The following is a 23,655-nucleotide window of genomic DNA, read 5'->3' on the forward strand; positions in this document are numbered from 1 at the left end:
ACCAGGAGAACAACCGTGCATTTCAAGGCCAGAGACCTGGTATCGCTTGGCGTCTTCAGCGCCGTGTATCTCGTCCTCTATTTCGCCATCAACATGCTCGCTTCGCTCACCCCCCTGCTACAGCCCCTTACCTCCTTCGCCACCATCGTCATCTGCGGCATCGTCTTCATGCTGTTCCGGGCGCGAGTGCGCTCGACCGGAATGGTCGCGCTGATGGCCCTGTTGCTCGGCCTTCTCACGCTGCTGCTCGGCCACCACGTGATCACGATGGCGACCGCCCTCGTCGCCGGTGTCGCCGCGGAGATCGTGATCGCCGCCAAGCGCGCGTCACCCGGGGTCTCCGACGTGCTCGGCTATGCGTTCTTCAGCCTGTGGTCGGCAGGTGCCATCCTTCCGCTGCTCTTCCTGCGCGAGGACACGATCGCCCAGGTACGCGCGCAGATGGGCAACGCCTACGCCGATACCTACGCCGGCCTGATGACACCGGGCGTGGTCCTCGCGATGGTGGCGAGTTACTTCGTCGCGGGTCTGCTCGGCGGTCTGCTCGGACGCAAGATGCTGGCAAAACACTTCGTGAAGGCCGGTCTTGCATAGCCGGGGCTGGTTCGACGTCCGGACCCGACTGATCGCCGTCATCGTCGTCGACCTGCTCCTGCTGTCGTCGGGCACCCGGTTCATCCAGGTCCCGGCCCTGCTGGTGCTGGCCGTGCTGCTGGTGTCGGAGCGGGCGATACGCGGCGCCGCGTGGTTCACCGGGGCATGGGCCGCCTGCATGGCGCTGAGCCGGTGGGTGCTGCCGCATGTGCCGGGTGGCGCGGTGATCACGACAGCGCTGCTGTACACGGTCCCGTACGTCATAGCGGCGGGGTACGGGTACTACTTCGTCCGCTCGACGACTCCGAGCGAGCTGTCCGGCGGACTGAACCGTATGCGCGTACCCCGCTTCGTGATCACCCCGCTCGCGGTCATGCTGCGGTTCACCGCGACCGTGCGCGAGGACGCCGTGGCGATCACCGACGCGATGCGGCTGCGCGGCCTGTTCGGCCGCGCGGCCGCGGTCCGTCACCCCCTGCGGACCGTGGAGTATGTGTTGGTTCCGCTGCTGGCGGCAGCGGTACGTTCCGGCGAGGACCTGGCCGCCTCGGCGATGTGCCGTGGACTCGGCGCCCCGGTCCGGCCGACGACGACCGCCCGACTGGGATTCGGTATCCGGGACGCGGCCCTGGCGCTCACCGTGCTGGCCCTGGCCGCCCTCGCGACGTTCTGGAAACTGACGGAGTAACGGAGTAACGGAGTAATGGAGTGACGGAGTAATGGTTGGCGCGAAGGCGATCGCTCTCGACAAGGCCACCGTGCGGTACCCGACGGGCGGCGAACCGGCGTTGCGTGACGTCTCGTTCGAGGTGTCAGAGGGGGAGTGCGTTCTGCTCACCGGCGGCAGCGGATGCGGCAAGTCGACCGTGATCCGGCTGCTGAACGGCCTCATCCCACACGTCTACGAGGCCGAAGTGTCGGGCGGCGTCGCGGTGTTCGGGAGCGATCCCGGGCACCAACCGCTGCACGAGACGGGACGCGCGGTGTCGACCGTGTTCCAGAACCCCAGGACCCAGTTCTTCTGCACCGACCCGCCGTCCGAGCTGGCCTTCGGCAGCGAGAACGCGGGTGCGGACCCGGAGGGGATCCGCGCCCGCGTGGCGCGGGTCGCCGACCGGATGGGCGTCTCCCGCCTCGCCGGCCGCAGCATGTTCGCGCTCTCCGGCGGAGAGAGACAACGCGTGGCACTGGCCTCGGCGGTCTGCGACCAGCCGCGGATCTACCTCCTCGACGAGCCGACCTCCAATCTGGACGACAGCGCGGTGGAGGAGCTGCGAGCATCCCTCACGCGGCTCCGCGATACCGGCGCGACCCTCGTCATCGCCGAACACCGGCTGCACTACCTGCGTGGCCTGGTCGACCGCGTGGTGCGGATGGACGGCGGCCGGATCGCGGAGACCTACCGGCCCAAGGACTTCTGGGGCATACCCGAGCAGACGCGCCGCGAACTGGGCCTGCGCAGCCTGCACCCCCCGGAGGCCGAGCTGAGCCACCAGGCGGCCGACAACCAACCGGGTCTGGTCTGCGACCACCCGCGCTTCGGCGAACTGCGCTTCCCCCGCGCGACGGTGACCGCGCTCATCGGACGGAACGGCGTCGGCAAGACGCACACCGCGCGCATCCTTTCCGGCCTTGAGAAGTCGTCGGCGCACGTGGCACTTGACGGCGTGCCGTTGACGCGCCGGGAGCGGACCCGCCGCGTCTTCCTGGCCATGCAGGACGTCAACCGGCAGCTGTTCGGCCCGTCGGTCCGCGAAGAACTGGCACTGGGGCGCCCGGGCGTGTCGTCATCCGCCGTCGACGACGCCCTGCGACGGCTGGGCATCGGCCATCTCGCCGACCGCCATCCGCTGTCGCTCTCCGGCGGCCAGCAGCAGCGGTTGGCCGTCGCATCGGCGCTCGTCGAGGGCCGCGAGGTGTACGTGTTCGACGAGCCCTCCTCCGGCCTCGACTACCGCGCCATGCGGTCCGTCTCCGAGGTACTGACAAACCTCGCCGGCACGGGCGCAGCCGTGGTTCTGATCACCCACGACCACGAACTCGCCGACGAGTGCGCGAAGAACCTCGTGTCCTTGTCCGCTCCGGAGGATTCCCCCTGAACGCGGCCCCCAGACACGTGGGCAGCCGCGCGCCCGAGGACCTAACCGATGGCAGCGGACGACAGCTCCATGCCCCGCTACACAGGCGGGGCATGGAAGGACACTCAACTCATCTGGATGCGTGCCACATTGGCTGTTGTACGCATCAACTCATCCGGGAATGCCTACGCTTGCGGTGGAGACGGAGCCCGAACGTACCGCATGCGAGGGCGAGCGCGAGCGCTCCCGTGCCGTCGACCAGCATGGGTGTCGAGGACGGTACGTTGTGCACAGGGGTGGCGAGTTTGTACCCGCCAGCCAGGCCCTTGCGGTCGTATGTCGATCCCGGCAGTTTGCTGGCGGCAGGTCGCGCTTCTTCCGTGCGATCGTGGCGTGGACGTCGCCACCGGTCTCGGCGAAACGCTTGGCGACCAACCGCAATGTCTCACCGGAGACGCCGAGCCGGGTCGCGATCGCCTCTTTGGAACCCACCTCGCCCACCGAGGTGTCCAGCGCGAGCAGCACCCGCGCACGCATGATCATCGAGGCCCCACGAACACCCGTCGTGGTCACCCGGACCAATTCCTCACGATCTTGCGTCGTCAACCTGACTGGCCGCTTCTTCTGCGAACCATGACAACAGTCCTGTCTGGCAAGTGGGTTGGAACTTGCCAGACGCCAGTCTCCCAACCGGTCATGCCACAACTAAACAGCGACGATCTACTAGGGCTGCTGTGCAGCTTCACCCATCGGGACGAGTCTGTAGCCAGCAGTGCGCAGGCGGGTATGTTTCCCTCTGCGACGTGCTCGGACGCGCCTCCCCGTCTCCAGCGCTTCCTTTACCTGCTCGCCGAATTCCGCGTCCCGCTCTGCGTACCTGTAGGCGGTCCTCCGGCTGATGCCCGCGCGTTCGGCGGCGCCTGTCATGGTCTCCCCGTCGCGTAGGGCCTCCAGGAGAATGGCTGCCCGAGCCGGAGTCATGCGACCACCTGTTTCGCGGTGCTGCTGTCGACCGGGGCCCCGACCGCATCCAGGGTGGCCTTGAAGCGTGCGTCATTGGCGCTCCACGCGATCACCGTGGCGGCAGCGACTCCGGCTGTGCGCGCGGCGCCGGCGAGGGAAATTCCGAGCGCTACGCCGCGCGGTACGTCGGCACGTTGCTGAATTGCCTGCCCGCACCGGGCGTGCGGGTTTCGCCCTGCGAGGGCGACGGCAAGATTTCCGTCCGCGTTGGCTACTGCGTGGAGAGCGTCGAGCGTTATACCGGTGCGGGTGGCCGCCTCTTCGGGCGCGAGGTCAACACGGAGATATTCGACCAGTCCTTCTCGCGTCTTTGTGGGCAGTACGGGAGCACTTCCGTTGGCCGGCAGGTACATGTGGAGACGTGGCCTCCCTTCCGACTGGCAGGACGTCAGCTGTGTTCGCCGGGGGCGGGGGGGAGTGAGTCCGAGGTCCACCGGCATGCTGGTTTTGGGGCGCGGGGCGTCCGTCCCCCAATCCGCAGGATGACTTAGGTTAGCCTAACTTTCTTGCGCAGGTGAAGCGGCTGCTTTGGGGCGAGCCCTCCAGCGCCCCTGTGTCGCCTGTCGCTTCACGCTGTGCGCCCTGCGCCGGTCAGCCGGTCAGGGGCGACGCGCCCGTGCGGCCGCGCTGTACCCGACCAGCAGGTAAAACGCGGAGGACAGGTCGTGATTGAGGACGATGCGCAGCCCTTCGGTACTCCACTGTGAAGATGTCCTTTAGTGACCAGGTAAGTGAGTTCGTCATGCCTTCCGCGAACTGGGCGAAGGGCGAAGGCGTTACCTTGGTTCGCTTCGAGCAGGTCCGGCAGGACTGTGGTTCCAGGAATGCGGCGGCTGTATCGGCAACTGTAGGGACGGTCGGTGCTGCTCGTTTCGGGGGCTGTCGCGCTAATCGCCTGCGGGCGCGGGTTGCAGGTGAGTTGCTCACTGGAGGGGCCTCGGTCGCCACTCCCACTCTCAAGTCGAGCGAAGGGGAGCGGCCGCCTCGTATTCACCTGATGTCTCTACGGACGTCCCATGCCTGGCGCGGCCGGACGCCGGTCTGCGTGTGCAGTGCATGCAGTCTTGGTGACTTGCGCGGAATTCGTTAGGTTAGGCTAGCCTAAGCATTCTGCTGAATCTCTATGGCCGCCAGGCAGTTGTGTTACCTCTGGGAGTGCTTGTGACGCGTTCGAGCAAGTCAATCGCGCCAACGCCAGCGATGGCGTCGGCCGAGCTTGTGATCGAGCATTACGACGGCACAGCCGTCACCTCGGCCGTCGGGCGGTGGGCAACTGCCTACGAGGACGTGTACGCGGACGCGCTGGGGCTCAGCGACCATCGCGATCCGCCAGTCTCGGACCGACTGCTGCGGCATGCCGAGCGCCCCGGTTTTGGGCTGATAGCGGCTCTGCACGGCGACGAGGTGGCCGGATTCGTCTACGGGTACACGCTTCCGCCGGACTCGCTGTGGTGGGACGGCCTGGTGCCGGATCCCGGTGCGGAGTTCACTCGCGAGTACCCCGGACGCACGGTCGGGGTGTGCGAGTTGCTGGTGCGTCACCGATGGCGGCGCTCGCGCATCGGGCACGCGCTCTTCGAGGCGTTCCTCGCGTGCCGCCCGGAGGATCGCGCAGCGGCGTTCGTGTCCGAGGGCAACGACGTGATGCTTGCCACCTACGTCAAGTACGGCTTCAAGCCCGTAGGCCGGCTGGAGCCGTATCCGGGATGGCGGCCCCATGTGGCGATCGTGCGCCCGCTCGGCCGTGGCTGAAGCCCTCTCCTGCTCCACGCCCGCCCGGAAATCGAATCTCCTTCCCTGTACTCGCCCCCGACCTGAGGCATAACGTGTCCATTGAGTTGCCGCCGTCCGCAGCCCCGCGATCCGTCTACCCCGTGGACGTGGTCCCGGAGAGGGTTCGCGGCCGTCTTCTGGAACTGGTGCAGTCCGAGACGCCGGTTTCCACGTATGTGTACGACGGAGACGTCGCCGCCGAGCGAGCGCGGGAGCTGCGCAGTGCCCTTCCCGAGTGGGCGGCCGTCTACTACGCCGTGAAGGCGAACTCCTGCCCCGGAGTCGTCGCGGCTCTGGCGCCGTATGTCGACGGGTTCGAGGTCGCCTCCCGCTCGGAGCTCGAACTCGCCCTGTCGGCCAAGCCGGTCGACGAGGGCACCACCGCCCCCGTCGTCGCCGCGGGGCCCGCGAAGTCCGTCCCCGTCCTGACCGCCCTGGTCCGGGCCGGGGTCGAGGCGATCAACGCCGAGAGTCTGCTCGAACTGCACCGGATCAGCCGGATCGCCGTCGTGGAGGGTGTCCGCGCCAAGGTGGCGCTGCGCGTCAACCCGGAGACGATTCCGGTCACTGGCTCGCTGCACATGGGTGGTGTGCCCTCCCAGTTCGGCGTGGCGGAGCCGGATGTGCCCGGTGTGCTGCGCGCGGCGGTTCAGCTGCCCGGCCTGGATCTGGTCGGCTTCCACATCCACGCCGCCTCCAACAACCTCGAGGCCGACTCCCATGCCGCGTATCTGCGCTGGTGCGTGGAGTGGAGCGTGCGGACCGCCCGCGAGAACGGGATTGACCTGCGGCATGTCGACATCGGCGGCGGCATCGGTGTCGCCTTCGAGATCGGTGAGAAGCCCTTCGACGTCGTCCGCTTCGGGGAACTCGCCGCGCAGGTGGAGGTCCCCGAGGGCGTCAAGGTCGTACTGGAGCCCGGCCGCTTCCTGGTCACCGACTGCGGCTGGTACGCCGCCGAGGTGACCGACGTGAAGGCGTCGTACGGCGAGTCGTTCGTCGTGCTCCGCGGCGGCATCAACCACTTCCAGCTGCCCACCTCCTGGGACATCGTGCACAACGTCGCGGTCCTGCCCGTCGCGGACTGGCCCGAGGGCTGCCCCCGCCCCGCCGCCGAGGACACCCGGGTGACCGTCGTCGGTGAACTGTGCACCCCCGAGGACACCCTGTTGCGCGACGTGAAGGTGGACCGGGTGCGCGCCGGCGACCTGGTCGTCTTCCCCAACGCGGGCTCCTACGGCTGGGAGTTCGCCATGCACCGCTTCCTCGGGCACCCGGTCGCCGAACGACTTCTGCTCTGAACGAGCCCCCGGCCGCCGAGGCTTGTCGCCGCGGCGGTACCGCCCCCGCGCCACGCCTCCTTCGGCCTCATCGGTGTGGTCACCCCCCCCGCCTCTGTTCCCCTCCTTGGAGCCAGTCCTCATGACCCTGCAGCCCACCGACCTGCCCGCGGCACCGCGGACCGCACCCAGCGGAGCGGCCATCCTGGAGCGCCAGCGCGGACGCGAATCCGCCGCCCGCACCTACGCCCGCTCGTTCCCCATCGTCCCGGCCCGCGCCCAGGGCATGACGATCGAGGACACCGACGGCCGCCGCTACCTCGACTGCCTCTCCGGCGCGGGCACGCTGGCCCTTGGCCACAACCACCCCGTCGTGCTGGAGGCCATCCAGCGGACCGTCAGCAGCGGAGCCCCGCTCCACGTCCTGGACCTGGCCACCCCGGAGAAGGACGAGTTCACCGACGCGCTGTTCGCCACCCTGCCCGGAGACTTCGCCGACAAGGCCCGTATCCACTTCTGCGGACCGGCCGGAACCGACGCGGTCGAGGCCGCGCTGAAGCTGATGCAGACGGCCACCGGACGCCGTGGCGTGCTGGGCTTCACCGGCGCGTACCACGGCATGACCGCGGGCGCGCTGGCCGCCTCCGGTGGCGTCGGGACGAAGACGCCGGTGCCCGGGATCGCTGCCGATGTGACCCGGCTTCCCTACCCGTACAGCTACCGTTGCCCGTTCGGCGTCGGCGGCGAGGGCGGTGCGCAGATCTCGGCCGACTACGTCGAGCGGCTGCTGGACGACCCCAACGGCGGAGTGGTGCCGCCCGCCGCGATGATCCTGGAAGCGGTGCAGGGCGAGGGCGGCGCGGTGCCCGCCCCGGACGCCTGGCTGCGCGAGATGCGGCGGATCACCGCCGAGCGCGAGATTCCGCTGATCGTCGACGAGGTGCAGACCGGCGTCGGCCGCACCGGCGCCTTCTGGGCCGTGGAGCACAGCGGGATCGTGCCGGACGCCATGGTGATGTCCAAGGCGATCGGCGGCAGCCTGCCGCTGGCGGTCATCGTCTACCACGAGGACTACAACGGTTGGCTGCCCGGCGCGCACACCGGCACCTTCCGTGGCAACACCCTGGCCATGGCGACCGGTACCGCCACGCTGCGGTACGTCTCCCGCGAGGGCCTGGTCGAGCGGGCCGCGGCCGTCGGTGCCCGGATGACCGAGCGGCTGACCGCGCTGCGCTCCGAGCTGCCGGTGATCGGCGACGTCCGCGGCCGTGGCCTGATGATCGGCGTCGAGCTGGTCGACGCCGAGGCCGAGCCGGACGCGTGCGGCGCCCGGCCCTTCGCCCCGCAGCTGGCCGCGCAGGTCCGTGACGCGTGCCTGGAGCGCGGCCTGATCGTCGAACTCGGCGGCCGCTTCGACTCCACGGTGCGGCTGCTGCCGCCGCTGATCATCACCGACGAGCAGGTCGAGGCCGTACTGGACCGGCTGACCGACGCCATCGCCGCGGTGACGGCCACTCAGAACGCGGGAGCGGGAGCATGACCGGCAAGGTGCATGAACTGCCTTCGGCCGGCGGGGAATCCGCGGTCGTCGGCGGCGCGGAGGACCGGCACGGTCTGCGGCTCGTCGCCGAACCGGCCGCCCCGCCGGCGGATGCGCTGGAAGAGGAGATGGCCGGACTGCTGCGCGAGGCCGCTCCGGCATCGTCCGGCGCCCCGCACACCGCGCTGTCCGGCGGCACGGGTGGCCCCGGTGCGCTCACTCCGCTGCTGCGCACCGTCCTTGCCGCCCTCGCCGAAGGGGCCGGACGGCGCGGCGGACCGCTGGCCGCCGGGACGCCCGCGGAACTGGCCGCCGACGTCGCCCGGGTGTTCGCCGAGGCGGACGGCGATGATGCCCTGCGCAGGCTCACCGACGTTCTCGCGCACGGCAGCGCCGACCCGGCCGACCCGGCTTGCGCTGCGCATCTGCACTGCCCGCCGCTGGCCGTCGCCGTCGCCGCCGACCTCGCGGTCTCCGCGCTCAACCCCTCCCAGGACTCCTGGGACCAGGCACCCGCCGCCACCGCCATGGAGACGCTGCTGCTGGGGGAGTTGGCGCAGCTCGTCGGCTACGACCCGGCCGAGGCGGCCGGTGTCCTCACCTCAGGCGGCACCGAGTCCAACCTCATGGGCTTGATGCTTGCCCGCGACCGCGTGCTCGGCCGGGAGACCGGGCGCCAGATCGAGCTGAGCGGTGTACCGGGCAGTGGCCCCCGGCCGCGGATCTTCACCTCCGCCGCCGCGCACTTCTCGGTGCAGCGGTCGGCGGCCCTGCTGGGCCTCGGTGAGGACGCGGTCGTCCCCGTCCCCGTGGACGACCAACTGCGCATGAAGCCCAAGGCGCTCGCCGCGGCCCTGAGCGCCTGCGTAGCGGAGGGCGACCTGCCGGTGGCGATCGTGGCCACCGCCGGCACCACCGACACCGGGGCCGTCGACCCCTTGCGCACTTGTGCGTCGCTGGCCGCCCAGTACGGTGCCTGGCTCCACGTGGACGCCGCGTACGGTGGCGGCGCGCTGCTGTCCGACCGGCTCGCCCCGCTGGTGGGCGGGATCGCGCTGGCCGACTCGGTGTCGCTGGACTGGCACAAGCTGGGCTGGCAGCCGGTCGCGGCGGGCATCTTCCTCGTCAAGCGGGCGGAGACCTACGCGTCGCTGGCTCGGCGGGCGGTCTACCTCAACCCGCAGGACGACGAGGAGGCTGGCTACCCGAGCCTGCTCGGTCTCTCGCTGCGCACCACCCGCCGTGCCGACGCCTTCAAGATAGCCGTCACGCTGCGGACGCTGGGCCGAGAGGGCCTGGGCCGGCTGGTGGACGCCTGCCACGAGCTGGCGCACTCCGGAGCGGCGGCGGTCCGTGCCCATCCGCGGCTGGAACTGCACGCCGACCCCGTCCTGACGGCGTTCCTGTTCCGCTACCTGCCCGAGAACACCGATCCGGAGCACATCGACCGGATCAACGCGGGACTGCGGCGCAGGCTGCTGCGCGAGGGGCGGGCGGTCGTCGGCCGCACCGAGCTGCCGGGCGAGGGACCGGGCCGGGTACGTCTCAAGCTCACCCTGCTCAACCCGCACACCACCACCGATGAGGTCCAGCGGCTGCTGGACGCGGTCGTGGCGGCGGGCCGGGCCGAGGAGGAGCTGTGAACCACCCCGTGGAAGCCCGCCCCACGGACACGGCCCCGGCCGGGGCCGAGCCCGCCGTCGGCCCCGACCCGCTCGACGACGCCGACGCCCTGCGCGTGGGCGACGCGGCGGCGATGGAGACGCTGCTGCGTGCCTACGTCCGCGAGACCGGCATCGACGTGCCCGCCGCCGGCCAGGCGCTGCTGCTGGACCTGCCGGCCAGTCAACTGACCCTGTCGGTGCCCGTCCGGTACCGGTCGGCCACCGGCTGGCACCGCTTCGGAGCGCCCCGCCTGGCCGCCGCCGGCGACGGCAGCAGCCTGCCCGCCGACGCCTCGCTGGTGGCGGCGGCGCTGATCCGCGAGACCACCCTGGGCCGCGGCGCACCGGCGCACCACGGCGCGGACGCGGCCGCGCGGGTGCTCAACTCCGCGCGGCGCACCGCCACCCACATCGAGCGGCGACGCGCCGAGTCCCCGGACGACGAAGGCCCGACGCCGTTCCTCGACAGCGAGCAGGCCCTGCTGCTGGGACACCCGTTCCACCCGGCGCCCAAGAGTCGCGAAGAGGCGTCGGACGCGGAACTGGCGGCGTACTCGCCCGAGTTGCGGGGCTCCTTCCCACTGCACTGGTTCGCCGCCCACCCCGAGATCGTGGTCGGCCAGAGCGCGGACGGCCGGCCGGTCGCCGAACTGCTGCGCCCGCTCGCCGCCGGGCTCGGCCTGCCCGAGGGCATGGTGCCGGTGCCCGCGCACCCCTGGCAGGCCCGCGAGGTGCTGGGCCGCCCGGAGGTCGCCGCCCTCGTCGATGCCGGGCTGCTGCGCCCGCTTGGCGCGGCCGGGCCCGACTGGTACCCCACGTCCTCTGTACGGACCGTCCAGCGGCCGGACGCCGACGTGATGCTGAAGCTGTCCCTGGGCATGCGGATCACCAACTCCCGCCGCAACAACCTGCGCAGCGAGATGCGGCTCGGCGTCCGCGCCGCCCAGCTCCTGGCTGCCGGCCCCGCCGACTGGCTGCGCGCCGAGCACCCCGAGTTCGGCATCCTGCGCGACTTCGCCTGGATTTCGGCCGGTACGGACGGCCCGGAGACCGGTCTGGAGACCGCGATCCGCGACAACCCCTTCCGGGGTGGTGGATACGGCCGGCCCGAGGGACTGTGCGTGGCCGGACTGCTGGCCGAGCGGACCGGTCCCGGCGACGGCACACCGCCCCGCCACCGAGCCCTGCTGTGCGCGGCGGTCGAGCGCGCCGCGGGTGCACTCGGCGTCTCCACCGCCGAGGCGTCGGCGCGCTGGCTGGAGCGCTATCTGGACGTCCTCGCCGTACCCCTGCTCCGCCTCCAGGCCCGGTACGGCATCGCCCTGGAGCCGCACCACCAGAACACCCTCGTCGCCCTCGACGCCACCGGCCTGCCCTGCGCGGGCTGGTACCGCGACAGCCAGGGCTACTACCTGGCCGAGTCCCGCACCGCCGACATCGAACGGCTGCTGCCCGGTGCGACCGACGGCGTCGACCTGGTCTTCGAGGACGCATTCGTCGACGAACGCGTCGCCTACTACCTGGGCATCAACAACCTGCTGGGGCTCATCGGCGCGTTCGGCGCCCTCGGCCTGGCCGACGAGGGCGACCAACTGCGCGTCCTGCGCGGGGCCTTGGAGCGGCTGCGCACGGCCGAGCCCGCCGCCAAGGGCCTGCTCGACCTGCTGCTCGACGCGCCCGTACTGCGCTGCAAGGGCAACTACCTCACCTGCGTGGACGGACTCGACGAACTGGTCGGCGACGTTCACACCCAGTCCGTCTACATCGATCTCCCCAACCCCCTTACGGAGGCACAGCGGTGACCGCGCCCTCGACTTCCCCCGACCGGAACACCCCCTACGACCTGGTCGGTGTCGGCATAGGCCCGTTCAACCTGTCGCTTGCCGCGCTGGCCGACGGCGCGCCCGGCTTCCGTTCACTGTTCCTGGACGCCAAGCCGGCATTCTCCTGGCACCCCGGCCTGCTGATGGAGGGCACCACCCTCCAGGTGCCGTTCCTCGCCGACCTGGTCACCATGGCTGACCCGACCAGCCCCTGGTCGTACCTGAACTACCTCCGGGCCCACGACCGGATGTTCAAGTTCTTCTTCTCCGAGCGCTTCCACATCCCGCGCCGCGAGTACGACCACTACTGCCGCTGGGTCGCCGAGCGGCTGCCCTCCTGCCGCTTCGACGCAGCCGTCACGGCGCTGGAGTGGGACGAGTCGGAGGACGCCTTCGCCGTCACCTACCGTTCCGCGGCCGGTGCGCAGACCCGCGTCCTGGCGCGCCAGGTCGTCCTGGGCGTAGGGACCAACCCCGTCGTGCCGGAGCCGCTGCGCCCGCTGCTGACCGACGCCCACGCCGGCCGCGTCCTGCACAGTGCCGACTACCGCACCCACCGCGCCCGCCTCGCTGTAGCCGACGATGTCACCGTCATCGGCGCGGGCCAGTCCGGCGCCGAAGTCGCGCTCGACCTGCTGCGCAACCAGGACGGCGAGGGCAACGGCGGCCCGTACGTGCGCTGGCTCGCCCGGACCACCGCATTCGCGCCCATGGAGTACTCCAAGATCGGCCTGGAGCACTTCACCCCGGACTACATCCGCTACTTCCGCGGCCTGCCCGAGGCCACGCGTGAGCGGCTGACGGCCGAACAGTGGCAGCTCTATAAGGGGGTCAGCGAAGAAACGCTGGGCGAGATCTACGACGAGATGTACGAGCGCACCATCGGCGGCGGCGAGCCGCGCGCCGCACTGCACCCGGCCGTGGAGGTCGTCGCGGCCGAGACCGACGGTGACGGGTACCGGCTCACCTGCCGCAGCCGCCAGCAGGACGAGCTCTTCGAGATCCACACCTCGGCCGTGGTATCCGCCACCGGCTACGCCGCCTCCCGCCCCGCCTTCCTGGAGACGATGGCCGACCTGGTCGACTGGGACGACAAGGGCCGCTACCAGGTCGACGGCGACTACCGGGTCGCGCTCGACTCCCGGGTCTCGGGCACCCTTTACGTCCAGAACGCCGAGATGCACACGCACGGTGTGGGCGCCCCCGACCTCACCCTGGGGGCCTGGCGCGCAGCCACCATCCTCAACGCCGCGGCCGGACGCACGCTCCTGCCCAGCGCCCCGCGGCAGGCGTACACCACCTTCGGCGCACCGCAGGAGCCGGCACCCGTCCCGGCCCAGGCACCCGACGCCGTCCCTGCACCGGCGGAGATACCGCGATGACGGCTGCGGAGACGGAGAACGGCGCGCTGGCCCGTGACGGGTCGGCGCGCCGCGCCAAGTCCGTGCTCCTCTCGGTCATCGGCCTCCACCTGGTCGCCGAGACCGCGCTCACGCCGTTCCTGCCGCAGCTCTTCGAGCGGCTGTACGGGATCGAGGACCCCGAGGCGACCGGGCTGTACCTCTGGATCTGCCGGATCGCCGGCCTCCTCGCCCTCCCGCTGTGGGGACTGGCGGCCCGGCGCTGGTCCCTGCACCGACTCGTGCTGGCCGGGCTGTGCGGCTCCGCCGTCCTCGACCTGCTCCTGGGCATGGCCCCCAGTTATACGGCGTACCTGGCCCTGTCCACCTTGATCGTCACGACCAACAGCGCCCTCCTGCTGGCCTATCCGGCGTTCATCGCCGAGCACGGCGACGAGTCGTCCGAGGACGGCACCCGGGCGCGGCTCACCGGCATCTGCTCGCTCGTGATCGTCTTCCATCTGTCGGTGGTCGTCTCCACGATGGTGGGCGCCGGTGTCCTCGCCCTGCCGGAACCTCGCATCGGCATCTCGGCGTTCGCGGTGCTGGACACCCTGCTGGCCTGGCTCACCTACCGCATCCTGGGCAAGCGGCCGGACACCCGCGACGACAAGTCCGACGCCACTCGGAGGGACGGCGCAGACGCACCTGGTACGCGCCGCCTCTCTTGGCTCATGGTGCTGGCCTACGTCGCGCTCATCGGCGTCGCGTTCGACTTCTCGGTCAACGTGGCGCGTCCCTTCTTCACCGAGTTCGCAGAGGGCCTAGGCAGCGGCGCGGTCGGCGGCGCGGTGCTGTTCTTCCTGCCGAGCCTGTCCGCGCTGGCCGTCCTGCCCGCCGTACGCCGTTGCCACGACCTGCTCGGCGAGCGGCTGCTGCCGCTGTCCCTGGCGGTGGGCGCGACAGGGCTGGCCTGGAGCTGGCTGGCCGGCTCGCTGCCCGGACTGGTCGGCGGGCGGCTGCTCTTCGGCGTCGGCTTGGGTCTGGGGCAGGTCGCCGTCGAACTGCGCATGTTCCGCGCGACCGGAACGCAGGGCCCGGCGTTCACTGCAGTGGAGACGGCCCGGTCCGCCGGTCTGCTGGCCGCACCGATCGCCGCCACGGCGGCCGTCTCGTACGACCTCGCCCTCCCGCTGGCCGTCGCCGCGGCCGTTCAGGCCCTTGCCGCCGTGGTGTCCCTGCGCTGCCCACGGAGCGGCGTCAGGGCACCGCTCACGACGGTTGCGGGCACACCGGAGTCCGCGGGCCTGCCCGCTGTGCCCTTGCAGATCCAGCGCGGGACGTACGAGCCCGCGCAGGCCGACGACCGCCCCCTGACCACCGCCACCGCCTCCCCCGCGCACTCCGAGGAGAACCACCGATGAACCGCACCACACGAGACGCCTGGGCGCATGCGGGCCGACGGCTGCTCGCCAAGGCCGTGGAGGAATTCGCCTACGAGGAGCTGCTCGTCCCCGAGCCCGACCCCTCAGCCGATGCGCCCGACGCCTACCGGCTGGACTTCACCGACGGCGTCCACTGGACGTTCCGGGCGAGCCGCGGCACCTTCGGCACCTGGCGGCTGGTGCCCGGCACCCTGCGGCGGCACCCCGCGCCCGGGGAGGGCGAGAGCGGTCCCGAGCGGCTGCTGCTCGACGCCCGCCCAGTCCTGGGCTGGGACGGCCCCACCACGGCCGAGGTCCTGCGCGAACTGACCGCCACCCGGCGGGCCGAGGCCGAGGTCATCGCCCGCGCCCTGCCCGCCGCCGCCCTCGCCGACCTGGACCACCTCGACCTCGAAGGCCACCAGGACGGCCACCCCTGCATGCTCCTCAACAAGGGGCGGCTGGGCTTCTCCGCCTCCGACGCCGCCGCCTACGCCCCCGAGGCAGCTGGGACGGTGCACCTGCTGTGGGCCGCTGTCCACGGCAGCCTCGCCTCATACTCCGGCGTGGCCGGCCTGGACGAAGGCACCCTGTTGGCCGAGGAACTGGACGAGGACACACGGAAGAAATTCGGTGCCGTCCTCCAGGAGACCTGCGCCGAAACCGGCTATCACACCGTCGACTTCCACTGGCTGCCGGTGCACCCCTTCCACTGGGACGAGGCCGTCGCCCCCCTCTTCGCCCCCTACCTCGCCGACGGCCGAATCGTGCTGCTCGGCGAGGGCCCCGACCGCTACCGGCCGCTGCAGTCCATCCGTACGCTGGCCAACCTCGACCATCCGCACCGCCGCAATGTGAAGGTGCCGCTGTACATCCGCAACACCCTCGTCTGGCGCGGTCTGTCCACGAAGCCGACCGAGGCCGCGCCGGACGTCAGCGCCTGGCTGCACGCCGTCCGTGACACGGACCCGTACCTGCGTGACGAGCTGCGCTTCCACCCGCTGGGTGAGGTCGCGGGCGTGGCCGTGCGCCACCCGCTGTACGAGTCCGTCAAGGACGCCCCGTACCGCTACCACGAACTCCTCGGTGCCGTCTGGCGCGAGCCGGTCGCGGCGCTGCTGGGCGAGGGCGAGCAGGCCCGCACCATGGCCGCGCTGCTCAAGGTCGGCTCGGACGGCCGGGCGCTGGCCGCCGAACTGGTCGAGCGATCCGGGCTCGCCCCGCGGGCCTGGCTGGAGCGCTTCTTCTCGGCCCTGCTGCCCGGTCTGCTGCACTACCTCTACCGGTACGGCACGGCGTACTGCCCGCACGGTGAGAACACCGTCGTGCTCTACGACGCTGCCGACACCCCGATCGGTATCGCCGTGAAGGACTTCGCCGAGGACGTCAACCTGCTGCCCGGCGAGCACCCCGAGTACGCCGGACTGTCCGAGCGGGCCGACGCGCTGCTGCTGCGCTGGCCCGCCGGCGAGCTGGCGCACTCCCTCCTCAGCGCCGTCTTCGCCGGGCACTTCCGGTTCTTCGCCCCGCTGGTCGCCGAGCACCTCGGCGTACCGGAGGACGAGTTCTGGGGCCTGATCCGCGCCGAGATCGAGCGCTATCACGCCCGCTTCCCCGAACTGGCCGACCGCTTCGGGGAGTTCGGGCTGCTCGCCCCCGAGTTCGACCGGGTGGCGCTCAACCGGGAGCAGCTGCTCGGCGGCGGCTTCCACGACCGCGCCGAGAAGGACGAGGGCTTCGACGTCGTCCACGGCGCCCTCACCAACCCCCTCGCCACCGCAACCGCCCCCGCGCAGGACCCCCAGGAGCAGATATGACCACCTCGCCTTACGCACGACTGCGCGCCGAGGCCGACGCAGGAAGACTTGAGGACGTGATCGTCAGCGTCCCGGACCTCCAGGGGCGGCTCCAGGGAAGCCGGCTGTCCGTGCCGTACTTCCTCGACGAGGTGGTGGGGCTGGGGGTCCCCCCGACGAAGTCAGGGGGAGGCTTCGGCGCCTGCCTCTACCTCCTCGCCTCCGACGTCGAGATGAACACCGGCCCCGGCTATGCCATCGACGCCTGGCAGAGCGGCTTCGGCGACTTCGTGCTGCGCCCCGACCCGGCGACCCTGCGCACCCTGCCGTGGGACGAGGGCAGTGCCCTCGTACTCGCCGACGCCGTCTGGCCGGACGGCCGGGCGGTCGAGGTGGCCCCGCGCCAGGTGCTGCGCACGCAGCTGGACCGGCTGGCCGAGTGCGGACTGGCCGCGTTCGCGGGCACCGAGCTGGAGTTCCTGGTCTTCCGCGAGACATACCGCCAGGCGTGGGACCGGCGCTACCACGGTCTGGAGACGGCCACCGCCTACAACGTTGACTACTCCCTCCAGGGCCTCGCCGAGATCGAGCCGGTGGTGCGCCGGATTCGCCGGGAGATGGTGCGGGCCGGGCTCACCATGGAGACCGCGCGCGCTGAGTGCCACGCCGGCCAGTACGAGATCGTCTTCCGTTACGACGAGGCGATGGCCACCTGCGACAACCACGTCTTCTTCAAGAACGGCGCCAAGCAGATCGCCGCCCAGGAAGGAGTCGCGCTCACCTTCATGCCCAAGTTCGACGAGGGCGAGGGCAATTCCTGCCACATCCACCTGTCGCTGCGCGGCACCGACGGATCGGCCGTACTGGCCGATCCGGCAGCCGGCGACGGCATGTCCGAGCTGATGCGCCACTTCGTGGCGGGGCAGCTGGCATGCCTGGCCGACTTCGCGCTGCTGATGGCGCCGAACATCAACTCCTACAAGCGCCTTCAGCCCGGCGGCTTCGCGCCGACCGGCATCACCTGGGGCCGGGACAACCGCACCTGCCCGGTTCGCGTCGTCGGCTCGGGACACTCGATGCGCATCGAGCACCGGGTGCCCGGCGGCGACGCCAACCCGTATCTCGCCACCGCCGCCGCGGTGGCCGCCGGTCTGTACGGCATCGAGAACCGTCTCCCGCTGCCGGAACCGCACGCCGCCAACGCCCTGGACGACCCGTCGGTGCCGCGGCTGCCCAGCACTCTCACCGAGGCACTGCACCGCTGGGAGAACAGCGAGATCGCCGCCAAGGTCTTCGGCGTATCGGTGGTCGCCCACTACGCCCAGGCCGCCCGCACGGAGCTGGCCGCCTTCGAGTCGGCGGTGACCGACTGGGAACGGGTCCGCGGTTTCGAGCGGCTGTAGGCGCCGCACCGGACCGTGCACAGACGCCGGCGGCCCGACACGAAGTGCGTGTCGGACCGCCGGCGTTGTGGTGCGGTGGTGTGGCCGCGTTGGCCGATGGCCGGTCGCCGGGCCGTCAGCGGAGCTTCTGCTCCATCTCGTCGAGGACCTTGTTTGCGCCGGTGTAGCCGATGCCGAGCATCCACAGGCTGTCGTTGACCGCGTAGACCTTCTTGTTCTTCACCGCGTCCAGCTTCTTCCACATGCTCCCGCCGGTGGTGGCGGTCTCCTTGGCCTTCTCCGGGTCGCCGTAGGTGGAGTAGAAGATGACATCGGCATTGGCCTCGTCGGTCTTCTCCGGGCTGATGTCCAGGGAGAAGCCGTTGCCGTCCACGTTGGCCGGGCGGCCGACCTTCAGATCCTTGAAGATGCTGCCGACGAACGTGTCGTTCTTGTAGAGGCGGGTGTCCGCACCCTCTACGAACCGGACGAAGCCGACCTTGGTGCTCTTGGCCTTCTCGGGGCCTCCGAGCGCCTCGGTCACCTTCGCGACATGCTTCTCGTAGTCCGCGACGATGTTCTTGACCTGGTCCTTCTTGCCCAACGCGTCGGCGTGCAGCTCGAAGTTCTCGCGCCAGGCGGGTCCGGTGGTCTTGGTGAAGACGGTCGGGGCGATCTTCGAGAGCTCCTGGTAGCTCTTCTCGTCGCGCGCCTTGCTGCTCAGGATCAGGTCCGGCTTCAGCCCGTAGATCGCCTCGAGGTTGGGCTCGGCGATGAGACCGACCTTCTTGATGCCCGCCAGCTTGTCCTTGGGCAGGTACGTGGACAGCGGCGCACCGGCCTCCGCCTGGACCGCTCCGACCGGCTTGACGCCGAGGGTGATGGCCGAGTCGAGGGCGTCGGTGTCCAGGACCACCACGCGCTTGGGGTGGTTGTACACCTCGACGTCGCCCATGGCCGTCTTGACGGTGTGCTTGCCCCCCTTGGGCTCCGTCCTGGCGTCGTCCTTGCCACCCCCGCAGGCGGTGGCAGTGACGGCGAGCGCGGCGACGGCAGCGACGGCTGCGGCGCGGCGAGTGAAGGAGCGGGACATTTGGGGGCCTTTCCGGTACGAGGATGAGAGCGAAGCGGGCGTAAACTTAGGTAAAGCTAACCTTACGTGGGGTGGTGGGCAAGTTCATCCCGGATCGCGAGTTGGTCTCCGCGTCCGGCAGGGAACGCCAATAGGCCCGGCCAGACGCGGAGTTCATGGATACGGATTCAGGCTGACTCCGCCGAGGGTCGGAGTCAGCCTGAATCCGCTGCGGACGCACCTACCGCGACCGGAGTGTCCGCCGTTGCGGGATCCGCGTCGCCGCCTTCCGCCTGCCAGGGCCTGGCGGGAACGATCAGTGGGCTGCCGGTCACCGGGTCGGGCACAACGACCGCGTCGAGGCCGAAGACGTCCCGCACCAGGTCCGCGGTGACGACCTGAGAGGGACGGCCTTGTGCGACGATGCGCCCCGCCTTCATCGCCACCAGATGATCCGCGTACCGCGCCGCCTGGTTGAGGTCGTGCAGTACCGCGACGACTGTCCGGCCGCGCTCGTGGTTGAGCTGTCGTACCAGGTCCAACACCTCGACTTGGTGCGAGATGTCCAGATACGTCGTCGGCTCGTCGAGCAGCAGCAGGTCCGTCTCCTGGGCAAGCGCCATCGCGATCCATGCCCGCTGTCGCTGACCGCCCGACAACTCGTCCACCGCCCGCTCGGCGAGCTGCGTCACGTCCGTACGCTCCATGGCACCGGTGACCGCGCGCTCGTCCTCCTCCGACCACTGCTGCCACCATCGCTGATGCGGCTGGCGCCCGCGGGAGACCAGATCGGCGACCGTGATCGCCTCCGGCGCCACCGGCGTCTGCGGCAGCAGTCCGATGGACTGCGCGATCGTACGGGTGGGTATGCGGTCCAAGTCTTTGCCGTCCAGCAGCACCGACCCGTACTTGGGCTTGAGCAGCCGTCCGAGCGCGCGCAGGAGTGTGGACTTGCCGCAGGCGTTGGGGCCGACGATGACGGTGACCTGACCGTGCGGGACATCCAGATCGAGGTCCTCGACGACCGTGCGCTCCTCGTAGGCCAGGGTCAGGCCGCGGGCTGTGAGCCTGCTTTCGGTCACGCTCTTCCTCCAGTTCGGCTGCGGATGATCAGCCAGATCAGATACGGGGCGCCGATGGCCGCGGTCAGTACGCCCACGGGCAGTTCCACCGGCGCGAACAGCAGACGCGCCGGCAGGTCGGCGGCCACCACGATGAACGCACCGAGCAGGGCCGAGCACAGCAGGGGGATCTGCGCCGTGCGCGTCAGGCGGCGGGCGATCTGCGGGGCGAGCAGCGCCACGAAGTCCACGGGTCCGGCCGCGCCGGTCGCGATCGACGCGAGGAACACGCCCAACAGCGCCAGCCCGAACCGGGTCCGCTGGAGCGGTACGCCCAGCGCAGTGGCGGTGTCGTCGTCGAGCGCCACATTGCGCTGTGCGCGTGCTGCCCAGACCACACAGGGCAGCATGGCGAGCAGGGTCCAGCCGAGCGGGGCGGCTTCGTCCCAGCCCCGCCCGTTGAGCGAACCGGTCAGCCATACCTGTGCCTGCTGGGCCAGCAGGTAGTCGCCCTTGGTGATGAACAGGTGGACGATCGACCGCAGCGCGATGGCGATGCCGATGCCGATGAGGACGAACCGCCCGGCGTGCAGCCCGCCGCGCCAGGCGAAGAGGTAGACGAGCGCGGAGGCGAGCACACCGCCCGCGACGGACACATACGGCAGGACGCCGAACGACGAGACGCCGAACGTGAGCGCGCCGATGGTCAGGGCACTCGCGCCCTGGGACACCCCGATGATGTCGGGGCTGGCGAGCGGATTGCGGGCCACGGTCTGGATCAGCGCACCGCCCACCCCGAAGGCCATCCCGACCAGCAACCCCAGCACCATCCGCGGCAGCCGCAGGTCACTCACCACGAGTTCGGCCCAGGACGGCTGCCCCGCCAGAATGTTCAGGACCTCGCCCGGCGCGACGTTGGTCTCGCCGAGGCAGAGGTAGGCGACGCACGCGGCCGCCGTCAGCAGTGCCAGCGCGACCGCGACTACCGCCGCACGCCGGTGGACGAGAAAGGAGCCGCGCCCCTTGCGTGCGAGCGCGTAGCCGGCGGGGCGGATGCGCACGGCCGCGGGGCGCTCCGTGGCGGAGGCCGTCATGCGCTCACCGCCCTGCGGCGGACCAGGACGATCAGGAACGGCACACCGATCAGCGCCGTCATCACCCCGGCGGGCACTTCGCTCGGCGGGAAGGCGACCCGTCCGATCGCATCCGACACCAGCAGCATGACTGGCCCGAGCAGCGCCGCCATGGGCAGCACCCAGCGGTGGTTGCTGCCCACCAGGGCGCGTGCGATATGGGGCACCGCGAGTCCCACGAAGGCGATCGGACCGGCGGCCGAAACCCCGACACCGGTGAGCACCGTCGCTCCGATGCCGCCCACGATCCGTACGGTCCCCACCTTGTGTCCGAGCCCCTTGGCGACGTCCTCCCCCAGTGCCAGGGCGTCCAGCCCCCGCGCCACCGACAGCGCAAGCACCGCGCCGACGACGAGGAACGGCCAGATCTGGCCCGCTATGTCGGTATCCCGCCCGGCGATCGACCCGACCTGCCAGAAACGGAACTCGTCCAGGGTGGCCGCGTCCGTCGTCAACATCCCCTGGATCACGGCGATCAGCAGCGCGTTGACGGCGGCGCCGGCCAGCGCCAGCTTCACCGGACTCGCGCCGCCGCGCCCGCTCGCGGCGACGGCGTACACCGCCACCGACGCGACACCGGCTCCGGCGAAGGCGAACCACACATAGCCGGTGAGGGTGTGCACCCCGGCGATCGCGATGGCCAGCACCACGCCCGCGGCTGCGCCCTGGCTGATCCCCAGGACGCCGGGATCGGCGATGGGGTTGCGGGTGATGCCCTGCATCACGGTGCCCGCGATGGCGAGCGCCGCGCCGACCATCAGGCCGACGAGGGTCCTGGGCACCCGCATGGACCGTACGACCTCGGCGGCGTCACTCGTGCCACCGTGCAAAAGGGCGTCGAAGACTTCACCCGGGGCAATCTGGCGGGCGCCGACCGCAAGGCTGAGCAGCACCGCAAGCAGCAGTGCTATGACGGCCGCGGCCGTCCAGCCGATGCGGCGGCTGGCCAGAGCGCCTCGTGGGGTGCTGATTGTGGCAGCTGACATCGCATCCATTTCGACATGATGAAGACGGACTGAATCTCGGTACTCACGAAGTTAGGCGACCCTAAGTGTATGGGGGCGCCTTCTGGGTGCATAACCGACTGGCGGACAGGATGAGTGCAGCCACCTGCACATGTGCCCGCTGTGGCCAGAGCGGACATCGGGGCGGAGGCATCGGGCGGAGCACGCCACGCGCAAGGCTGGTGTGACGCCGGCCGGGTCGCGATCGCAGGAGCCATTCGAGCCGGTTGTCAGATCGCCGTTGGCTGCGTAGCAACGGGAGGTGACAGCCGAGATGGGCCCGTCAGCTGGACGCCGCCTGCACCAGCGCACTCAGCGTCGCCCACAGGGTGGCGGGCGTGGCGAACGTCGCGGCGGTGAGATGCTCGTCGGGGATCATGACAGCGAATTCGACGCCTGGCTGGAACGGATTCGCCTCATCGACTCCAACGGCGACCCCGCTGTCGTCAACCGGCATCAGTTCCGGCACATTGTCTCCGCTTGGTTTTCGTGTGGCGATTGGCTCCAACTGGGCTGGTGGCCTGGGTGTTTGGGCTTTGCGCTGAGCCGTGTGGTGTTGCTGTCGGCGCCCATGATCTTGAGTTTCTTCTCGTCCCGGGGCTGGGAGTCCTGGGACGTCGGGCATCGGCCGTTGATCCCCGAGGGGATGCCCGTGCTCGTCGACGACGACCTGTGCTTCGAGGACGGTCCGGCAGCGCCGCGTCCGACGGCGGTGGTGAACCGGTGGCTGTGCGAGCTCCCGGCAAGTGGGGCGCCGGCTCCGAGCTCCTGGGAGAACTACGCGCGGGTGGTCAAGGAGTGGATGGAGTTCCTGGCCGAGCACGGGGTGGGTCAGTTCGACTCGCGGGTACGGCTGAAGGCCGCGTTGAGCCGGTACGCCGAGCCGTTCACCTACCGCGCCGCGCGGGCCCTGTTCGCCGGGACCGGGCGGGAGATGAAGGTGAACCTGGCGGTCCGCCGCACCCCCAAGCCGCACGTGACGATCAAGTACCTGGAGCCGGACTTCACCGAACTGTTCCGCAAGGGGCTGCGCGGCCTCGCCCCGGACGGCTCGCAGGACACCGGTTTCCACGGCCGGGAGTTGACCCGCAACGCGGCGGTCGGGGATCACGCGCTGGCCACCGGAATGCGGCTGCAGGAGTTCACCTACCTGCTGCCCTGGGAGATTCCCGCCCTGCCGCCGGAGCCGACCGAGGTTCCCATCCCCTTCCCGATGCCGGCCGGGATCACCAAGGGCAAGAAGTTCCGCACCACGTGGACCTCTTACGAGGCACTGGCCGGGCTTCACGACGGCACCCGCCCCTACGCACACCTCCGCGAAGAGTTCGAGCGACGCCTTCAGGCCCTACAGCAGGCCGGCGACATTCCCGACCCCCGCCAAGCCCGGATCACCCGCCTCAAGGCGGAGAACGCCAAGCTCAAGGAACGACTGGCCACATCGGAACAGGCGATCGGCGAGCTCACGGACTTCCGCACCCAGGCCCTGGCCCGGCTCGCCGCACAGCACGAGGAGATCGTCCACCTGCGTCAGACCGCGGCCGCCGCGAGCCGTGTCGTGCGGCTTCCCGCTGCCCGATCGTCAACAACAGTCATCGGGTCGTGCAGCTGAGATGCGGCCGCGCCATGGCCCGAAGCAAGGGAGTCGAGGACGCGAGGACGAACAGGTCG

General features: G+C 70.5%; 20 protein-coding genes. 13 read left to right on the forward strand and 7 right to left on the reverse strand.

Annotated elements, in window-relative coordinates; genetic code table 11:
• The first annotated feature begins 15 nt into the window (after positions 1-15).
• From MOV08_RS35380 to MOV08_RS35390, 3 genes are read left to right on the forward strand one after another with little or no spacing between them, the layout of a single operon-like run.
• Positions 16-594, forward strand: a complete 579-nt coding sequence (locus tag MOV08_RS35380) for an MptD family putative ECF transporter S component (protein WP_275310326.1) — start codon at positions 16-18, stop codon at positions 592-594.
• Positions 587-1,282: an energy-coupling factor transporter transmembrane component T gene (locus MOV08_RS35385; protein WP_275310327.1), complete on the forward strand. Its 696-nt coding sequence runs from the start codon at positions 587-589 to the stop codon at positions 1,280-1,282. The genes MOV08_RS35380 and MOV08_RS35385 overlap by 8 nt, the downstream gene beginning before the upstream one ends.
• Before the next feature lie 31 nt (positions 1,283-1,313).
• On the forward strand, positions 1,314-2,693 hold the full coding sequence (locus tag MOV08_RS35390; protein WP_275310328.1) for an ABC transporter ATP-binding protein: 1,380 nt from the start codon (positions 1,314-1,316) through the stop codon (positions 2,691-2,693).
• A 150-nt stretch (positions 2,694-2,843) separates the two neighbouring features.
• Here the strand turns inward: MOV08_RS35390 and MOV08_RS35395 are convergent, their stop codons facing one another.
• Both MOV08_RS35395 and MOV08_RS35400 read right to left on the reverse strand, forming a co-directional pair.
• Positions 2,844-3,245, reverse strand: coding sequence for a hypothetical protein (locus tag MOV08_RS35395; protein ID WP_275310329.1), 402 nt, complete (start codon positions 3,243-3,245; stop codon positions 2,844-2,846).
• 404 nt (positions 3,246-3,649) lie between these two features.
• On the reverse strand, positions 3,650-4,048 hold the full coding sequence (locus MOV08_RS35400; RefSeq protein ID WP_275310330.1) for a hypothetical protein: 399 nt from the start codon (positions 4,046-4,048) through the stop codon (positions 3,650-3,652).
• 847 nt (positions 4,049-4,895) lie between these two features.
• On the opposite strand from MOV08_RS35400, the gene MOV08_RS35405 reads away from it, so the two are divergent.
• The 9 genes from MOV08_RS35405 to MOV08_RS35445 all read left to right on the forward strand — a co-directional run bounded on the left by MOV08_RS35405 (position 4,896) and on the right by MOV08_RS35445 (position 17,738).
• Complete coding sequence (locus tag MOV08_RS35405; RefSeq protein WP_275310331.1) at positions 4,896-5,447, forward strand: GNAT family N-acetyltransferase; 552 nt, start codon at positions 4,896-4,898, stop codon at positions 5,445-5,447.
• A 167-nt stretch (positions 5,448-5,614) separates the two neighbouring features.
• Positions 5,615-6,769 carry an alanine racemase gene (locus tag MOV08_RS35410; RefSeq protein ID WP_275310332.1) on the forward strand — a complete coding sequence of 385 codons (1,155 nt, stop codon included), beginning with the start codon at positions 5,615-5,617 and terminating at the stop codon, positions 6,767-6,769.
• Positions 6,770-6,890: 121 nt separating this feature from the next.
• Positions 6,891-8,288: a diaminobutyrate--2-oxoglutarate transaminase gene (locus MOV08_RS35415; protein ID WP_275310333.1), complete on the forward strand. Its 1,398-nt coding sequence runs from the start codon at positions 6,891-6,893 to the stop codon at positions 8,286-8,288.
• On the forward strand, positions 8,285-9,931 hold the full coding sequence (locus MOV08_RS35420) for a pyridoxal phosphate-dependent decarboxylase family protein (protein WP_338057293.1): 1,647 nt from the start codon (positions 8,285-8,287) through the stop codon (positions 9,929-9,931). The genes MOV08_RS35415 and MOV08_RS35420 overlap by 4 nt, the downstream gene beginning before the upstream one ends.
• Positions 9,928-11,754: an IucA/IucC family protein gene (locus MOV08_RS35425; protein ID WP_275310334.1), complete on the forward strand. Its 1,827-nt coding sequence runs from the start codon at positions 9,928-9,930 to the stop codon at positions 11,752-11,754. The genes MOV08_RS35420 and MOV08_RS35425 overlap by 4 nt, the downstream gene beginning before the upstream one ends.
• A complete protein-coding gene (locus MOV08_RS35430) occupies positions 11,751-13,157 on the forward strand; it encodes a lysine N(6)-hydroxylase/L-ornithine N(5)-oxygenase family protein (protein ID WP_275310335.1) in 1,407 nt (468 codons plus the stop codon). The genes MOV08_RS35425 and MOV08_RS35430 overlap by 4 nt, the downstream gene beginning before the upstream one ends.
• Positions 13,154-14,539 (forward strand): MFS transporter, encoded by a 1,386-nt coding sequence (locus MOV08_RS35435; protein ID WP_275310336.1) that lies wholly within the window; start codon positions 13,154-13,156, stop codon positions 14,537-14,539. Before MOV08_RS35430 ends, MOV08_RS35435 begins: the two co-directional genes overlap by 4 nt.
• Positions 14,536-16,356, forward strand: coding sequence for an IucA/IucC family protein (locus MOV08_RS35440; RefSeq protein ID WP_275310337.1), 1,821 nt, complete (start codon positions 14,536-14,538; stop codon positions 16,354-16,356). Before MOV08_RS35435 ends, MOV08_RS35440 begins: the two co-directional genes overlap by 4 nt.
• Complete coding sequence (locus MOV08_RS35445) at positions 16,353-17,738, forward strand: glutamine synthetase family protein (RefSeq protein WP_275310338.1); 1,386 nt, start codon at positions 16,353-16,355, stop codon at positions 17,736-17,738. Before MOV08_RS35440 ends, MOV08_RS35445 begins: the two co-directional genes overlap by 4 nt.
• Positions 17,739-17,853: 115 nt before the next feature.
• On the opposite strand, the gene MOV08_RS35450 is transcribed toward MOV08_RS35445, so the two are convergent.
• The 5 genes from MOV08_RS35450 to MOV08_RS35470 all read right to left on the reverse strand — a co-directional run bounded on the left by MOV08_RS35450 (position 17,854) and on the right by MOV08_RS35470 (position 22,456).
• Entirely contained in the window at positions 17,854-18,810 is a 957-nt protein-coding gene (locus MOV08_RS35450) for an ABC transporter substrate-binding protein (RefSeq protein ID WP_275310339.1), read from the reverse strand.
• A 194-nt stretch (positions 18,811-19,004) separates the two neighbouring features.
• Positions 19,005-19,871 (reverse strand): ABC transporter ATP-binding protein, encoded by an 867-nt coding sequence (locus MOV08_RS35455; protein ID WP_275310340.1) that lies wholly within the window; start codon positions 19,869-19,871, stop codon positions 19,005-19,007.
• Positions 19,868-20,944 carry a FecCD family ABC transporter permease gene (locus MOV08_RS35460; protein ID WP_275310341.1) on the reverse strand — a complete coding sequence of 359 codons (1,077 nt, stop codon included), beginning with the start codon at positions 20,942-20,944 and terminating at the stop codon, positions 19,868-19,870. The genes MOV08_RS35455 and MOV08_RS35460 overlap by 4 nt, the downstream gene beginning before the upstream one ends.
• Positions 20,941-21,969: a FecCD family ABC transporter permease gene (locus MOV08_RS35465; RefSeq protein ID WP_275310342.1), complete on the reverse strand. Its 1,029-nt coding sequence runs from the start codon at positions 21,967-21,969 to the stop codon at positions 20,941-20,943. Before MOV08_RS35465 ends, MOV08_RS35460 begins: the two co-directional genes overlap by 4 nt.
• 301 nt (positions 21,970-22,270) lie before the next feature.
• Complete coding sequence (locus MOV08_RS35470; RefSeq protein WP_275310343.1) at positions 22,271-22,456, reverse strand: hypothetical protein; 186 nt, start codon at positions 22,454-22,456, stop codon at positions 22,271-22,273.
• Positions 22,457-22,558: 102 nt separating this feature from the next.
• Between MOV08_RS35470 and MOV08_RS35475 the strand changes: the two genes are divergently transcribed.
• Positions 22,559-23,596, forward strand: coding sequence for a hypothetical protein (locus tag MOV08_RS35475; RefSeq protein ID WP_275310344.1), 1,038 nt, complete (start codon positions 22,559-22,561; stop codon positions 23,594-23,596).
• Positions 23,597-23,655 lie beyond the last annotated feature (59 nt).

Source organism: Streptomyces yunnanensis, from assembly GCF_029011865.1.
Classification (GTDB): domain Bacteria; phylum Actinomycetota; class Actinomycetes; order Streptomycetales; family Streptomycetaceae; genus Streptomyces; species Streptomyces yunnanensis.

What these genes read in the sequence shown, in the direction of transcription:
- MOV08_RS35390 (WP_275310328.1), top strand. Translation starts at nt 1,314, where the DNA reads ATGGTTGGCGCGAAGGCGATCGCTCTCGACAAGGCCACCGTGCGGTAC.
- MOV08_RS35400 (WP_275310330.1), bottom strand. Translation starts at nt 4,048, where the DNA reads ATGTACCTGCCGGCCAACGGAAGTGCTCCCGTACTGCCCACAAAGACG.
- MOV08_RS35405 (WP_275310331.1), top strand. Translation starts at nt 4,896, where the DNA reads ATGGCGTCGGCCGAGCTTGTGATCGAGCATTACGACGGCACAGCCGTC.
- MOV08_RS35415 (WP_275310333.1), top strand. Translation starts at nt 6,891, where the DNA reads ATGACCCTGCAGCCCACCGACCTGCCCGCGGCACCGCGGACCGCACCC.
- MOV08_RS35420 (WP_338057293.1), top strand. Translation starts at nt 8,285, where the DNA reads ATGACCGGCAAGGTGCATGAACTGCCTTCGGCCGGCGGGGAATCCGCG.
- MOV08_RS35435 (WP_275310336.1), top strand. Translation starts at nt 13,154, where the DNA reads ATGACGGCTGCGGAGACGGAGAACGGCGCGCTGGCCCGTGACGGGTCG.
- MOV08_RS35440 (WP_275310337.1), top strand. Translation starts at nt 14,536, where the DNA reads ATGAACCGCACCACACGAGACGCCTGGGCGCATGCGGGCCGACGGCTG.
- MOV08_RS35445 (WP_275310338.1), top strand. Translation starts at nt 16,353, where the DNA reads ATGACCACCTCGCCTTACGCACGACTGCGCGCCGAGGCCGACGCAGGA.
- MOV08_RS35450 (WP_275310339.1), bottom strand. Translation starts at nt 18,810, where the DNA reads ATGTCCCGCTCCTTCACTCGCCGCGCCGCAGCCGTCGCTGCCGTCGCC.
- MOV08_RS35460 (WP_275310341.1), bottom strand. Translation starts at nt 20,944, where the DNA reads ATGACGGCCTCCGCCACGGAGCGCCCCGCGGCCGTGCGCATCCGCCCC.
- MOV08_RS35465 (WP_275310342.1), bottom strand. Translation starts at nt 21,969, where the DNA reads ATGTCAGCTGCCACAATCAGCACCCCACGAGGCGCTCTGGCCAGCCGC.
- MOV08_RS35475 (WP_275310344.1), top strand. Translation starts at nt 22,559, where the DNA reads ATGATCTTGAGTTTCTTCTCGTCCCGGGGCTGGGAGTCCTGGGACGTC.